The organism is Pseudomonas sp. m6p, from assembly GCF_055760375.1.
Genome location: NZ_CM147084.1, coordinates 1,074,145 through 1,088,998, shown reverse-complemented (window position 1 = coordinate 1,088,998; position 14,854 = coordinate 1,074,145). Strand labels below are relative to the sequence as shown.

Here is a 14,854-nt window from a genome sequence, read left to right as displayed (position 1 = left end):
AACGAATGGTGGGTGATGACGGGATCGAACCGCCGACATTCTGCTTGTAAGGCAGACGCTCTCCCAGCTGAGCTAATCACCCTTCGCTTCGTTACGGGGCGCATTATGCCACAAGTTTTCGTAAAGTGTTGATTTAATTGAAGTTTTTTTCAAATAAATCCGAAAACCGGTGAAACGACACAAACCCGATGGAACAAGGTACAAACGTGAGACAGAAAAAAACCCGCTTCAGCGGGTTTTTCCGTGGTGACCTGGCGTTCAGTGGTCCAGGTGACCGAATATGGCGCAGCGGACGGGACTCGAACCCGCGACCCCCGGCGTGACAGGCCGGTATTCTAACCGACTGAACTACCGCTGCGCTAAACACTTGAAACGAATGGTGGGTGATGACGGGATCGAACCGCCGACATTCTGCTTGTAAGGCAGACGCTCTCCCAGCTGAGCTAATCACCCTTCGCTTCGGTGTGGCGCGCATTCTACGGAGCGACCCAACCTCTGGCAAGCACTTTTTTAATTAATTTTCTCAGGCCTTCCAAAGGCTTAGAGAAGGGTTGGCCTATGCCACGGCGAAGACAATAATGCCCCCCTTTGTATAAAGGAGAGACTCACCCCATGTGGTTCAAAAACCTGCTGATCTATCGCCTGACCCAAGACCTGCCTGTCGATGCCGAGGCGCTGGAAACTGCACTGGCCACCAAACTGGCGCGTCCATGTGCAAGCCAGGAGTTGACCACCTACGGTTTCGTCGCGCCATTCGGCAAAGGCGAAGATGCGCCACTGGTGCACGTCAGCGGCGACTTCCTGCTGATCGCTGCGCGTAAGGAAGAACGTATTCTGCCGGGCAGCGTCGTGCGCGACGCGGTCAAGGAAAAGGTCGAAGAGATCGAAGCCGAGCAGATGCGCAAGGTCTACAAGAAGGAACGCGATCAGATCAAGGATGAAATCATCCAGGCGTTCCTGCCGCGCGCCTTTATCCGTCGTTCGTCGACCTTCGCTGCCATCGCGCCGAAACAGGGCCTGATCCTGGTCAACTCGGCCAGCCCGAAACGTGCCGAAGACCTGCTTTCCACAATGCGTGAAGTGCTCGGCACCCTGCCCGTGCGTCCGCTGACCGTGAAAACCGCACCGACCGCGGTGATGACCGAGTGGGTCACCACCCAGCAAGCAGCACCGGACTTCTTCGTACTGGACGAATGCGAGCTGCGCGATACCCACGAAGACGGCGGCATCGTGCGTTGCAAGCGTCAGGATCTGACCAGCGAAGAAATCCAGCTGCACCTGAGCACCGGCAAAGTGGTCACCCAATTGTCGCTGGCCTGGCAGGACAAGCTGTCGTTCATGCTTGACGACAAAATGACCGTCAAACGCCTGAAGTTCGAAGACCTGCTGCAGGATCAGGCGGAACAGGACGGTGGCGACGAGGCTCTGGGCCAACTGGACGCCAGCTTCACCCTGATGATGCTGACCTTCGGCGACTTCCTGCCGGCACTGGTGGAAGCGTTGGGTGGGGAAGAGACTCCGCAGGGGATCTAAACCTCTCTCCGGCGCCCTCCTTTATTGAGGGCGCCTGAAAAAGCAAAGATCGCAGCCTTCGGCAGCTCCTACATTTGGAATGTGTTTTCCTGTATGAGCTGCCGAAGGCTGCGATCTTTTTGCTGGCACCGTATGCTTAGCTTCCTAACGCTTTCATATAATAAGGAACACGCCATGCGCGCACTGGCTGCACTCAGCCGCTTTGTCGGCAACACTTTCGCTTACTGGGTTCTGATTTTCGCCGTGATCGCGTTCCTGCAACCGGCGTGGTTTCTCGGTCTCAAGGGTGCGATCGTGCCGCTGCTGGGGCTGGTGATGTTCGGCATGGGTCTGACCCTCAAACTTGACGACTTTGCTGCCGTCGCCCGCCATCCGTGGCGTGTGGCGTTGGGCGTGGTCGCACATTTTGTGATCATGCCCGGTGTGGCGTGGTTGCTCTGCCAGATCTTCCATCTGCCACCGGAAATCGCGGTCGGGGTGATTCTGGTCGGCTGCTGCCCAAGCGGCACCTCCTCCAACGTCATGACCTGGCTGGCCCGCGGCGATCTGGCGCTGTCGGTGGCGATTGCTGCCGTCACCACCCTCCTCGCCCCGCTGCTGACCCCGGCGCTGATCTGGCTGCTGGCTTCGGCGTGGTTGCCGGTTTCGTTCATGGAATTGTTCTGGTCAATCCTGCAAGTGGTGTTGCTGCCGATCGTGCTCGGCGTGGTCGCGCAACGCGTGCTCGGCGACAAGGTGCGCCACGCGGTGGACGTGTTGCCACTGGTGTCGGTGGTCAGCATCGTGATTATCGTCACCGCCGTGGTGGCCGCCAGTCAGGCGAAGATCGCCGAATCCGGCCTGCTGATCATGGCCGTGGTGATGCTGCACAACAGCTTCGGCTACCTGCTGGGTTACTTCACCGGACGTCTGTTCAAGTTGCCACTGGCGCAGCGCAAGTCGCTGGCGCTGGAGGTCGGCATGCAGAACTCGGGGTTGGGCGCGGCGCTGGCGAGTGCGCACTTCTCGCCGCTGGCGGCGGTGCCGAGCGCGTTGTTCAGCGTCTGGCACAACATTTCCGGGGCGTTGCTCTCGACCTGGTTCCGGCGCATGAGCGAGAAGCAAGACCGTGAGGCGCTGGCGCAGCAGCCGGCCGACTGACCGGGAAACTTGATCCCCGGATTAATGCTCGGCAGACTGTTGCGCTACGCGGGGACGACCCTGCGGCTCGATCGAGTTATCAATCTGGGGACGGCCCCATCAATCGATGGAGGTCTCTCATGTCCTGGATCATTCTGTTTTTCGCCGGCCTGTTCGAAGTCGGCTGGGCCGTCGGCCTGAAATACACCGACGGCTTCACCCGCCCGCTCCCCACCGTCCTGACCGTGGCGGCCATGGCCATCAGCCTTGGCCTGCTGGGTCTCGCAATGAAGGAATTGCCGCTGGGTACGGCTTATGCGATCTGGACCGGAGTCGGCGCTGTGGGCACGGTGATTGCCGGGATCATTCTGTTTGGTGAATCGATGGCATTGATTCGGCTGGCCAGTGTGGCGTTGATCATTACCGGGTTGATTGGCCTTAAAGTAAGCGCTTAAGCCAATGGCCCCATCGCTGGCAAGCCAGCTCCCACAGAGATCTCCGGTGAACACAAATCTTGTGTAAATCCATAAAACCTGTGGGAGCTGGCTTGCCAGCGATGGGGCCAATTCAGGCAACAACTACTTGACGGCCCCGCGCAACGCCCCCACCAACCCCTGCAGTTTCGCCGGCTCCGCAGATTCCACCGCCACCGCCGAACCCGCCACCAACGTCACCCGCGACCACAACCGCTTGAACAGTCCCTTGTTCGGATCGCGGCTGAAGAAACTCCCCCACAACCCCTGCAACGCCAGCGGAATCACCGGCACCGGCGTTTCTTCGAGAATCCGCGTCAGCCCGCCCTTGAACTCATTGATCTCGCCGTCAGTGGTCAACTTGCCTTCCGGGAAGATGCACACCAGCTCACCGTCCTTCAGATACTGGGCAATCCGGGTGAAGGCTTTTTCGTAGATCTGGATGTCTTCGTTGCGTCCGGCAATCGGAATCGTCCCCGCCGTGCGGAAGATAAAGTTCAGCACCGGCAGGTTGTAGATTTTGTAATACATGACAAAGCGAATCGGCCGACGCACCGCGCCGCCAATCAGCAGCGCATCGACGAAAGACACGTGGTTGCACACCAACAGCGCCGCGCCCTCGTCCGGGATCGCCTCAAGGTTGCGGTGCTCGACGCGGTACATGGAATGGCTGAGCAGCCAGATCATGAAACGCATGCTGAACTCGGGGACGATCTTGAAGATGTAGGCGTTGACGCCGATGTTCAACAGCGACACCACCAGGAACAGCTGCGGAATCGACAGTTTGACCACACTCAGCAACACGATCGAAACGATCGCCGACACCACCATGAACAGAGCGTTGAGAATGTTGTTGGCGGCAATCACCCGCGCCCGCTCGTTCTCGGCGGTGCGCGACTGGATCAACGCGTACAGCGGCACAATATAGAAGCCGCCAAAAATACCGAGGCCGAGAATGTCGACCAGCACCGCCCAGGTATGCGCAAAGCCCAGCACTTCGGTCCAGCTGTGGCCGTTGACGCTTTCCGGGATTCCACCGGAATGCCACCACAGCAGCAGGCCAAACACGGTCAGGCCGAACGAACCGAACGGCACCAGACCGATCTCGACCTTGCGCCCGGAGAGCTTCTCGCACAGCATCGAACCCAGCGCAATGCCTACCGAAAACACCGTGAGAATCAGCGTCACCACGGTTTCGTCGCCGTGCATCCACTCCTTGGCGTAGGCCGGGATCTGCGTCAGGTAAATCGCCCCGACAAACCAGAACCACGAGTTGCCGACAATCGAACGCGACACCGCAGGCGTCTGGCCCAGACCGAGTTTGAGGGTGGCCCAGGACTGGCTGAAGATGTTCCAGTTCAGGCGCATTTCCGGCGACGCCGCGGCAGCGCGTGGAATGCCGCGACTGGCGAGATAACCCAGCACGGCAATGCCGACAATCGCCGTCGACACCAGTGGCGCGTAATGGGTCGAGGACATGATGATGCCGGCGCCGATGGTCCCGGCGAGAATCGCCAGAAACGTGCCCATCTCCACCAGCCCGTTGCCGCCAACCAGTTCATCCTCACGCAACGCCTGCGGCAGGATCGAATACTTCACCGGCCCGAACAGCGCCGAATGCGTGCCCATGGCGAACAGCGCCACCAGCATCAGCGACAGGTGATCGAAGAGGAAACCGACCGATCCTACGGCCATGATCGCGATTTCCGCGAGCTTGATCAGACGGATCAGCGCGTCCTTGGCGAATTTTTCCCCGAACTGCCCGGCCAGCGCCGAGAACAGGAAGAACGGCAGGATAAACAGCAGCGCACACAGGTTGACCCAGATCGAACGGTCACCTTCGATGGTCAGCCGATACAGAATGGCGAGGATCAGCGACTGCTTGAACACGTTGTCGTTGAACGCGCCCAGTGACTGGGTGATGAAAAACGGCAGAAAGCGCCGAGTGCGAAGCAGGTTGAACTGTGAGGGGTGACTCATCTTCCGTGTTTCCCTGAGGTCGGTAGAGAATGGCCTGGATCTGCTTATTGGAATCTCGATCCGCGATCCAGGCCACACCTTACCTAAACTTTTCAGGTTATTTCTTCAACCCTGCAATACAAGGTGAGACAAACAGCTCACCGCGCCACGCGCCTTGCACGGTGCGTTTACCGACGATCAGCCACATCACCGCCAGCAGACTCACCAGCACGCAGCCGACCACGCTGAAAAAACCCAGGTTCAGCGTGCTGGCGAGCTTGAGGGTCGCCAGCGAGTACACACCCAGCGGGAAGGTAAAACCCCACCAGCCGAGGTTGAACGGGATGCCGTTACGCAGGTAACGCGCGGTGATCAGCAGCGCCATCAACATCCACCACAAGCCGAAGCCCCACAGGGTGATACCGGCGACAAGCCCTACGCCTGCAGCGATTTCACCGATACCCGGCAGCCCGTTGGCGGCGAAGATCGCTGGTGCATCAGCGCCCAGCAGCAACATGCCCAACGCACCAGTGCCGATCGGGCCGAGGGCCAGCCAGCTCGAGGCGGCCATGTTTTCGTGAGGCAGTTTATGCAGGGCCATGCGCAGCAACAGGATGGTCAGAATGCTGAACGCCACCGGCAGAGAGAATGCCCAAAGCACGTAGCTGGTGATCAGCACCACCAGTTGCGCGTGAGCATCGGCCAGATGCGGCGCGAGCAAACCGCCGCTGGCCGCCGCCACTTCCGCCGCCACCACCGGCAACAGCCAGACGGCGGTCATCTGGTCGATGCTGTGTTCCTGACGGGTAAACATCATGTACGGAATCAACACACCGCAGGCCAGCGACATCGCCACATCGAGCCACCACAGCACTTCGGCAAGATGAATCACCCCATCGCCCCAGCGAGGCAGGCCGAACAGCAGAAAGCCGTTGATGATGGTCGCCAGGCCCATGGGAATGGTGCCGAAGAACATCGATACCGTGGAGTGACCGAAAATTCGCCGCGCCTCATCGAAAAACAGCACCCAGCGCGCGGCATAGGCGAAGGTAAACAAGGTGAACAACAGAATGTTGAACAGCCACAACCCTTCGGCCACCGCGTGCAACCCGGGGATCGCCACCGGCAGTTGCGCCAGCGCCAGGGCCAGCACGCCGGTGCCCATGGTTGCGGCGAACCAGTTCGGGGTGAATTGTCGGATCGCTTCACGCGGATGCTGAAGCTGGCTGAACGGCTTGATACCGGGTTTGGCAGTGTTGGGGCAAATCATCATGAACTCCTGTCCTCAGGTGAGGTTGAGTCCATGGTAGAACCGAATCGAATATCTATATAACGGGTAATTTCTCTATCTGTTATCTACTTTGCAGATAAGCAGTCAAACACTGCCTTCGCTTTCGATTACCAGAATCCGCGCCACCCCCTGCGGGTGCGCAACGTGCTCAGTGCCGACCGAGGCGTAGAAAATGTCGCCGACCTCCAGCAGCACCTGCTTTTCTTCGCCCTGTTCGCGATAGTGCATCTGCACTTGACCGTCGAGCACCACGAACACCTCCTCGCCGTCGTTGATGTGCCATTTGTACGGCTGATCAGTCCAGTGCAGGCGCGTGGTGATGCCGTTCATGTTGGCGATGTCCAGCGCGCCCCAGGCTCGCTCGGCGGTGAACGACTTGCTGCGGATAATCTTCATCTGTCGATCCGTGAAAAGAAGGCCGGACAAAGGTAACTGAAACCATCACGTTTATGGAGTGCTGCAAGCCTTCACTGCTTGCGGGCGCAGGCTGAGCAACAGCGCGGCGACGGCCAGGACGATCAATCCGGCGCCATAGCCGTCGGTGGTCGCCAGCAACCCATAGGCTCGGGTCAAATGCCCGGCCAACAAGGCCGGCAGGCAGAACGCCAGATAACTCAGCGCGTAGTACGCCGACATCAAACCGGCCCGTTCATGCGGCAGGGCCAACGGCACCAGGCTGCGCACCGCGCCGAGGAAACCCGAGCCAAAGCCGCAACCGGCAACCAGTGTGCCGAGGAAAAACAGCGCCAGACTGGCGCTGTGCACGCCGAGCAAAATCAGCAGCACGCCGACAGGCAGCAGACTGGCGCCGATTTGCAGGGCTTTGCCGGCGGGACGATTGCGCAAAGTGAAGATCATCAGCGCACCGGTCACGGTCAACGCCGAAACGGTAGCGCCGCCGATCAGGTTCGAAGTCGAACCGGTAGCAGTGCGCACCAGCGACGGTGCCAGTGAGGCAAAAAAGCCGCCGAGGGCCCAGGTTGCGGTGTTCAGCGGTAGCACACGCCATAAGGTCGAACGCGCCTGAACAGGCACATGCAGGGTCGGCCGCAGTGAAGCCCAAGCCCCGGATTGTGGAGTGACGCTTTCCGGCAGACGCCAGACATACACCGCCTGCAACACAAACAGCGCCAGCAGCAGCCAGTAAGTCAGTTGCAACGGCGCCGGGGCGAACTCGGCCAGCAAGCCGCAGCCCATGCTGCCCAGCGCCATGCCGAGCAACGGTGCGACGCTGTTGATCAACGGCCCTTGCTGACGGTCGGTGTCGAGCAGCGTCGCGCTCAAAACAGCGGTGGCCATGCCGGTGGCAAAACCCTGCAATACGCGGGCACTGATCAGGCAGGCAACACTGTCGGCGCTGATAAACAGCAACATCGCTAGCGCATTGAGCAGCACGGCAGTGAAAATCACCGGTTTACGTCCCAGGTGATCGGACAGCGATCCGACCGTCAGCAGCGCCGCCAGCAGACTCAGCGCATACACGCCGAAAATCAGGGTCAGCACCGCTGCCGAGAAATGCAGTTGATCCTGATACAGGTGATACAACGGCGTCGGCGCTGTGGAAGCGGCGAGAAAACTGAGTAAGGTGATCGCCAGAAAAATCAGGCTGCCACGGTTGGAAGCAAGGCTGGTCATGGGCACACTCCGCAAAAGCTAATTTTTTGCTTTTGCGGAGTGTGCTCTCGGCTTTGGCTTAAAGCAAATTCTTTGTGTTAAGGTCTGGCGCATGGCTATTAAAGAAGGTTTACGCCCCGGCGGCCGCAGTGCCCGGGTGCAAGAGTCGATTCATTCGGCAGTCCGCGCACTTCTGCAAGAACAGGAGCGCAGCACCGTGACCGTCCCGCAAATCGCGGCGCGCGCCGGGGTCACGCCGTCGACGATCTATCGGCGCTGGGGTGATCTGGCAGCATTGCTCGCCGACGTCGCCCTCGCCCGCATGCGCCCGGACAGTGAACCGGCGGTGACCGGTGACCTGCGCGGTGATATCCGCGCCTGGGCCGAGCAATATCTGGACGAAATGAGTTCGGAGCCGGGGCGCAACATGATGCGCGACGTGCAGGCCAGCGCCACGCCGGGGTACTGCGTGACGATTCTTGGCGCGCAGTTGCAGACCATCATCGAGCGTCACCCTGACGAGCCGGCGCCGAGCGTTGATCATCTGATCAATCTGGTGGTGGCCCCGGTGGTGTTCCGGATTCTGTTTTCGGCGGCGGCGCTGGAGGTGGATGAGCTGCATCGGTTGATCGATATCGCGCTGAAACAGGACTGACGCTTTCGCTGGCAAGCCAGCTCCCACAGGGTCTGTGATGTTCACAAAATATGTGCCCACTGGAGTTCCTTGTGGGAGCTGGCTTGCCAGCGATGGGGCCCGACCGGTCACCCGAGAAACCACCCGGTTTCAAACCTGCGACACCCCGCCACGCCACGACCTTGGTCGACACTGACTAACCGCCGCACTCATGCGAGACTGTCCGCCCGGGCAGGATTGCCGGGGAGTCTTTTGTCGGGAGTGTTGCATGTCGCTGTCCACCGGGCTGATCGCCGCCGTCGCCCTGGCCTATATGGCCATCATGTTCGCCATCGCCTTCTATGGCGACCGTCGCAGCACGCCGTTGCCGCCGCGGATGCGCGCGTGGGTATACAGCCTGTCGCTGGCGGTTTATTGCACCAGTTGGACGTTCTTCGGCGCCGTCGGCCAAGCCGCCGAACAGCTGTGGTCATTCCTGCCGATCTACCTCGGGCCGATCCTCTTGTTGCTGGGCGCGCCGTGGGTCCTGCAGAAAATGGTGATGATCAGCAAACAGGAGAACATCACCTCGATTGCCGACTTCATCGCCGCGCGCTACGGCAAATCGCAATCGCTGGCAGTGGTGGTCGCGCTGATCTGTCTGGTCGGCGTTCTCCCTTATATCGCTCTGCAACTCAAAGGCATCGTCCTCGGTGTAAACCTGTTGATCGGCGCCGGTGCCGACGCCATGGGCACCCGCGCCCAGGACACCGCGCTGATCGTGTCGCTGGTGCTGGCGCTGTTCACTATCGTCTTCGGCACGCGCAACCTCGACGCCACCGAGCACCACCGCGGCATGGTGCTGGCGATTGCCTTTGAATCACTGGTCAAGCTGTTCGCCTTTCTTGCTGTCGGCGCCTTCGTCACCTTTGGCCTGTATGACGGTTTCGACGACCTGTTCAATCAGGCCATGCTCGCGCCACGACTGGAGCAATACTGGAAAGAAACCATCAACTGGCCGTCGATGGTGGTGCAAACGGGTGTGGCGATGATGGCGATCATCTGCCTGCCACGACAGTTTCATGTCACGGTGGTGGAGAACATCGACCCGCAAGACCTGCGCCTGGCCAAATGGGTGTTCCCGGCTTATCTGGCGCTGGCCGCGCTGTTCGTGGTGCCGATCGCCCTCGCCGGGCAGATGATGCTGCCGAGCCACGTACTCCCGGACTCGTTCGTGATCAGCCTGCCACTGGCCCAGGCCCATCCGGCCCTGGCGTTGCTGGCGTTCATCGGTGGTGCGTCAGCGGCCACCGGTATGGTGATTGTGGCCAGTGTGGCGCTGTCGACCATGGTTTCCAACGACATGCTCTTGCCGTGGTTGCTGCGCCGTAACAACGCCGAGCGCCCGTTCGAAGTGTTCCGCCAGTGGATGCTCTCGGTGCGCCGCGTGAGCATCGTGCTGATTCTGTTGCTGGCCTACGTCAGTTACCGATTGCTCGGCTCCACCGCAAGCCTCGCAACCATCGGCCAGATCGCCTTCGCCGCCGTCACCCAACTGGCCCCGGCGATGCTCGGCGCGCTGTACTGGAAACAGGCCAACCGCCGTGGGGTGTTCGCCGGTCTGGCCGCCGGTACGTTCCTCTGGTTTTACACGCTGATCCTGCCGATTGCCGCCCACAGCCTCGGCTGGTCGCTGAGCACGTTCCCAGGCCTTTCGTGGCTGCACAGTAACCCGCTGAACCTGCCGATCACCCCGCTGACCCAAGGCGTGGTGCTGTCACTGGCGGGCAACTTCACGCTGTTTGCATGGGTCTCGGTGTTGTCGCGCACGCGGGTCTCGGAACACTGGCAGGCCGGGCGCTTCATCGGCCAGGAAATCAGTGCTCGGCCGAGTGCGCGCTCGATGCTTGCGGTGCAGATTGATGATTTGCTGCAACTGGCGGCACGCTTTGTCGGTGAAGAGCGTGCGCGGCAGAGCTTCATTCGTTTCGCTTACCGCCAGGGCAAGGGCTTCAACCCGAACCAGAATGCTGACGGCGAATGGATCGCCCACACCGAACGTCTGCTGGCCGGTGTGCTCGGCGCTTCGTCGACGCGCGCGGTAGTAAAAGCCGCGATTGAAGGTCGGGAAATGCAGCTGGAAGACGTCGTCCGAATCGCTGACGAAGCCTCGGAAGTCCTGCAGTTCAACCGCGCCTTGCTGCAAGGCGCGATCGAAAACATTACCCAGGGCATCAGCGTGGTCGACCAGTCGCTGAAACTGGTGGCCTGGAACCGGCGCTATCTGGAGCTATTCAACTACCCGGACGGCTTGATCAGCGTCGGCCGGCCGATTGCCGACATCATTCGCTACAACGCCGAACGCGGCTTGTGCGGCCCCGGCGAGGCGGAGGTCCACGTTGCCCGGCGCCTGCACTGGATGCGTCAGGGCCGTGCGCACACCTCCGAACGCTTGTTCCCCAACGGCCGGGTGATCGAGCTGATCGGCAACCCGATGCCCGGCGGCGGCTTCGTCATGAGTTTCACCGACATCACCGCGTTCCGCGAAGCCGAGCAGGCGCTGACCGAGGCCAACGAAGGTTTGGAGCAACGGGTCAGCGAGCGCACCCAAGAGCTGTCGCAGCTCAACGTTGCACTGACCGAAGCCAAGGGCCATGCCGAGGCCGCGAATCAGTCAAAAACACGTTTTCTCGCCGCCGTCAGCCATGACCTGATGCAGCCGCTGAACGCCGCGCGCCTGTTCTCTGCCGCCCTGTCCCATCAGGACGACGGTTTGAGCAGCGAGGCACAGAAACTGGTGCAACACCTCGACAGTTCGCTGCGTTCGGCAGAAGACTTGATCAGCGACCTGCTGGATATTTCCCGCCTGGAAAACGGCAAGATCAACCCCGATCGCAAGCCGTTCGCGGTCAACGAGCTGTTCGACACCCTCGGCGCCGAATTCAAGGCGCTGGCGCAGGAACAAGGGCTGACGTTCCGGGTGCGCGGCAGTCATTTGCGCATCGACAGCGACATCAAGCTGCTGCGACGGATCTTGCAGAACTTCCTGACCAACGCTTTCCGCTATGCCAAAGGGCCAGTGTTGCTGGGCGTGCGTCGACGCGGCAGTGAGCTGTGTCTGGAAGTGTGGGATCGCGGGCCGGGAATTCCGGAAGACAAACAACAAGTGATTTTCGAGGAATTCAAACGCCTCGACAGCCATCAGACCCGCGCCGAAAAAGGCCTCGGCCTGGGCCTGGCGATTGCCGACGGTTTGTGTCGCGTGCTTGGCCATACCCTGCGCGTACGTTCGTGGCCGGGACGCGGCAGCGTGTTCAGCGTCAGCGTGCCATTGGCCCGGACGCAAGCGCTGCCGCAGAACGCCGCGGTGGAGTTGAACGGCAAGTTGCTCAGCGGCGCGCAAGTGCTGTGCATCGACAACGAAGACAGCATTCTGATTGGCATGAACAGCCTGCTCACCCGCTGGGGCTGTCAGGTGTGGACGGCGCGCAATCGCGAGGAATGCGCGGCGTTGCTCAACGATGGCGTACGACCGCAACTGGCACTGGTCGACTATCATCTCGACCACGGCGATACCGGAACCGAGCTGATGGCGTGGCTGCGCACCACGTTAGGCGAGCCGGTGCCGGGGGTGGTGATCAGCGCCGATGGCCGCCCGGAGACGGTGGCGCAGGTGCATGCGGCAGGGCTGGATTATCTGGCCAAACCAGTGAAACCGGCGGCGTTGCGGGCGTTGTTGAGTCGGTATGTGCCGCTTTAAAGCAAAAGATCGCAGCCTGCGGCAGCTCCTACATGGGATTTGCATTCATCCTGTAGGAGCTGCCGCAGGCTGCGATCTTTTGCTCTTCACTCTGGCAGTTCGACCAGCCCGTCGACATCGGTCATCGCCCGCTCCAGCAGATCCGCCGGCAGGCTCTTGCTCGCCCGCGCACCGAGCAGTTTGAGCTGTTCACTGCGGCTGACCAGGTTGCCGCGCCCTTCCGTGAGTTTGTTGCGCGCCGAACTGTAGGCCTTGTCCAGCTGTTGCAGGCGATTGCCGACTTCGTCCAGATCCTGAATGAACAGCACGAATTTGTCGTACAGCCAGCCGGCACGCTCGGCGATTTCCCGCGCGTTCTGGCTTTGTCGCTCCTGCTTCCACAGGCTGTCGATCACCCGTAACGTCGCCAGCAACGTGGTCGGGCTGACGATCACGATGTTGCGGTCGAACGCCTCCTGAAACAGCGTCGGCTCAGCTTGTAGAGCGGCGGAAAATGCCGCTTCGATCGGCACGAACAGCAACACGAAATCGAGGCTGTGCAGGCCTTCCAGACGCTTGTAATCCTTTCCGGCCAGGCCTTTGACGTGACTGCGCAGCGACAGCACGTGCTGCTTGATCGCGATCTGGCCGAGGGAGTCGTCTTCAGCGGCGACGTACTGCTGATACGCCGTGAGGCTGACCTTGGAGTCGACCACCACCTGCTTGTCGCCCGGCAGGTAAATAATCACATCCGGCTGGAAGCGCTCGCCGTCTGGCCCCTTGAGGTTGACCTGCGTCTGGTACTCGCGGCCCTTCTCCAGACCCGCATGTTCCAGCACCCGTTCAAGGATCAATTCACCCCAGTTGCCTTGGGTCTTCTGGCCTTTGAGGGCGCGGGTCAGGTTGGTCGCTTCGTCACTCAGACGCAGGTTAAGCGCTTGCAGGCGCTCCAGTTCCTTGGCCAGCGAGAAGCGTTCACGGGCTTCGGCCTGATAACTTTCCTCCACGCGTTTTTCGAAGGACTGGATGCGCTCTTTCAGCGGATCGAGCAACTGGCCGAGGCGCTGCTGACTGGTCTCGGCAAAGCGCTGTTCACGCTCATCGAAGATCTTTCCCGCCAGCTCGGCGAACTGCGCGCGCAACTCATCGCGCGAGCCTTGCAGGTCGTTGAGGCGTTGTTGATGGCTTTCCTGTTGCTCGCGCAGTTCGGCGTTCAGCGACGCGGCCTGGGCGTCGAGACGACGCAATTCGGCCTCTTTGTTGGCGCGCTCGATGTTCCAGGCGTGGGACGCGTCACGGGCGTCATCGCGCTCGATCTGCAGCAACTCGACTTCGCGGCGCAGAGCCGCCAACTCCGCCTGCCTGGCGGCATTGGCCTGGCCGAGGTCGACGATTTCATCGCGGCTGGCTTCCAACTGCACGTTAAGCCCGTCCTGCGCCAGTTGCGCCATGGCCAGGCGCTCTTCGAGCAAGGCGACCTCGGCTTGCCGGTCGCTGGCCCGCCGCTGCAGTTGCCAGGCCAGCGCCAGCAGCGGCAATCCCGCGCCCGCCAGACCGAGCAACACGCTGGTCAAGTCCATAGCCATAGCCACTCCTGCCGATCCGATAAAGCCTGAAGGTTAACCAAGGCGTGGGGTGTTGGACAGCTCAGTCTTCGAGCAGACCGAGTTCCCGTTGTGCACGACGGTCGCCGGCGCGAGCGGCCTGGCGCAGCAGATCCTGGCCGATGCGCCGATCCCGGGCATTGCCACACTCGCGGCACATCAATTGGCCGAGGCGACTTTGCGCCGCGACTACGCCTTCGCGTGCCGGTTGCTTGAGCAGACGCCCCGCCAGATGCTTGGCATTACGGCTATCGCCCAGCCGCGGGCTGTCGAGCAGCCATTCGGCCACACGCACGGAAAATCGCTTGGGTGAGGTAACACGAGGGTGTTCGGAGGTAACAGAGTCTGATACTGAGCGAAACTTCATAAAACACTGTGGGACAGATCGGAAGGCGCGCCACTCTACTCTCTTTTTCGTACAGGTAAAGTCGAAAAAAACCCGGCACGCCCGTCCTAGAGCAAGCGCTAGGGACAATCCACAGAAGCTGTGGATAACTCAGTGGACAACCGCTCCCGAACCTCCGCAAAGCCTTGTGGAATGGGGCTCGCAGTCAAACTGACGATTTTTTCACCAACAAAAAAAGACGATATTTTTCATTGACTTAAACTTTTGATGCAGGCAGCCACCGGGGTCAGGATTGATATGACAGTGAGGTTACCGTCTGCGCAACTAATGTGCACAAGTACCTGTTACCCGGTTATATCGATGCGCTTTTTCGGGTCGTTTTGCGCCCTGAGCAGTGGATAAGCGGGTTGGCGATGGGCATGGCTGCACGCATTTGTGGCGACGGACGGCTTCTTCGCGAGCAGGCTCGCTCCCACATTCGGTCCCTGTTCTCCTGTGGGAGTGAGCCTGCTCGCGAAAGGGCCAGCCCTGTCACCCACGATCCGCGCCACCGACCGAAATCT

The 14,854-nt window shown here is 60.7% G+C and carries 11 protein-coding genes and 3 tRNA genes; 5 read left to right on the top strand and 9 right to left on the bottom strand.

What is annotated here, in order from left to right; translation table 11 throughout:
• Positions 1-6: 6 nt before the first annotated feature.
• The 3 genes from ACYZUM_RS05145 to ACYZUM_RS05135 all read right to left on the bottom strand — a co-directional run bounded on the left by ACYZUM_RS05145 (position 7) and on the right by ACYZUM_RS05135 (position 453).
• Positions 7-82 (bottom strand) — tRNA-Val (locus tag ACYZUM_RS05145).
• A 199-nt stretch (positions 83-281) separates the two neighbouring features.
• Positions 282-358, bottom strand: a tRNA-Asp gene (locus ACYZUM_RS05140).
• A 19-nt stretch (positions 359-377) separates the two neighbouring features.
• Positions 378-453, bottom strand: a tRNA-Val gene (locus ACYZUM_RS05135).
• 159 nt (positions 454-612) lie between these two features.
• Between ACYZUM_RS05135 and rdgC the strand changes: the two genes are divergently transcribed.
• The 3 genes from rdgC to sugE all read left to right on the top strand — a co-directional run bounded on the left by rdgC (position 613) and on the right by sugE (position 3,107).
• Positions 613-1,533, top strand: coding sequence for a recombination-associated protein RdgC (gene rdgC / locus ACYZUM_RS05130; protein WP_003223096.1), 921 nt, complete (start codon positions 613-615; stop codon positions 1,531-1,533).
• Positions 1,534-1,707: 174 nt separating this feature from the next.
• A complete protein-coding gene (locus ACYZUM_RS05125) occupies positions 1,708-2,673 on the top strand; it encodes a bile acid:sodium symporter family protein (protein WP_047292912.1) in 966 nt (321 codons plus the stop codon).
• Between the two features lie 119 nt (positions 2,674-2,792).
• Positions 2,793-3,107: a quaternary ammonium compound efflux SMR transporter SugE gene (gene sugE / locus ACYZUM_RS05120; RefSeq protein ID WP_003223093.1), complete on the top strand. Its 315-nt coding sequence runs from the start codon at positions 2,793-2,795 to the stop codon at positions 3,105-3,107.
• A 123-nt stretch (positions 3,108-3,230) separates the two neighbouring features.
• Here the strand turns inward: sugE and ACYZUM_RS05115 are convergent, their stop codons facing one another.
• The 4 genes from ACYZUM_RS05115 to ACYZUM_RS05100 form a co-directional block, all read right to left on the bottom strand.
• Positions 3,231-5,105, bottom strand: a complete 1,875-nt coding sequence (locus tag ACYZUM_RS05115; protein ID WP_108182103.1) for an MFS transporter — start codon at positions 5,103-5,105, stop codon at positions 3,231-3,233.
• A 97-nt stretch (positions 5,106-5,202) separates the two neighbouring features.
• On the bottom strand, positions 5,203-6,354 hold the full coding sequence (locus tag ACYZUM_RS05110; RefSeq protein ID WP_108182102.1) for a TDT family transporter: 1,152 nt from the start codon (positions 6,352-6,354) through the stop codon (positions 5,203-5,205).
• A 105-nt stretch (positions 6,355-6,459) separates the two neighbouring features.
• Complete coding sequence (locus ACYZUM_RS05105) at positions 6,460-6,771, bottom strand: cupin domain-containing protein (protein WP_108182101.1); 312 nt, start codon at positions 6,769-6,771, stop codon at positions 6,460-6,462.
• A 51-nt stretch (positions 6,772-6,822) separates the two neighbouring features.
• Positions 6,823-8,010 carry an MFS transporter gene (locus tag ACYZUM_RS05100; RefSeq protein ID WP_108182100.1) on the bottom strand — a complete coding sequence of 396 codons (1,188 nt, stop codon included), beginning with the start codon at positions 8,008-8,010 and terminating at the stop codon, positions 6,823-6,825.
• Between the two features lie 91 nt (positions 8,011-8,101).
• On the opposite strand from ACYZUM_RS05100, the gene ACYZUM_RS05095 reads away from it, so the two are divergent.
• Positions 8,102-8,644: a TetR/AcrR family transcriptional regulator gene (locus ACYZUM_RS05095; RefSeq protein WP_108182099.1), complete on the top strand. Its 543-nt coding sequence runs from the start codon at positions 8,102-8,104 to the stop codon at positions 8,642-8,644.
• Between the two features lie 247 nt (positions 8,645-8,891).
• Positions 8,892-12,362, top strand: a complete 3,471-nt coding sequence (locus ACYZUM_RS05090) for a hybrid sensor histidine kinase/response regulator (protein WP_108182098.1) — start codon at positions 8,892-8,894, stop codon at positions 12,360-12,362.
• Between the two features lie 86 nt (positions 12,363-12,448).
• Here the strand turns inward: ACYZUM_RS05090 and ACYZUM_RS05085 are convergent, their stop codons facing one another.
• Both ACYZUM_RS05085 and ACYZUM_RS05080 read right to left on the bottom strand, forming a co-directional pair.
• The gene (locus ACYZUM_RS05085; protein WP_473061353.1) at positions 12,449-13,813 is read right to left on the bottom strand and encodes a DNA recombination protein RmuC; all 1,365 of its coding nucleotides are present in this window, start codon (positions 13,811-13,813) and stop codon (positions 12,449-12,451) included.
• A 175-nt stretch (positions 13,814-13,988) separates the two neighbouring features.
• The gene (locus tag ACYZUM_RS05080; RefSeq protein WP_084234297.1) at positions 13,989-14,312 is read right to left on the bottom strand and encodes an SEL1-like repeat protein; all 324 of its coding nucleotides are present in this window, start codon (positions 14,310-14,312) and stop codon (positions 13,989-13,991) included.
• Positions 14,313-14,854: the final 542 nt, after the last annotated feature.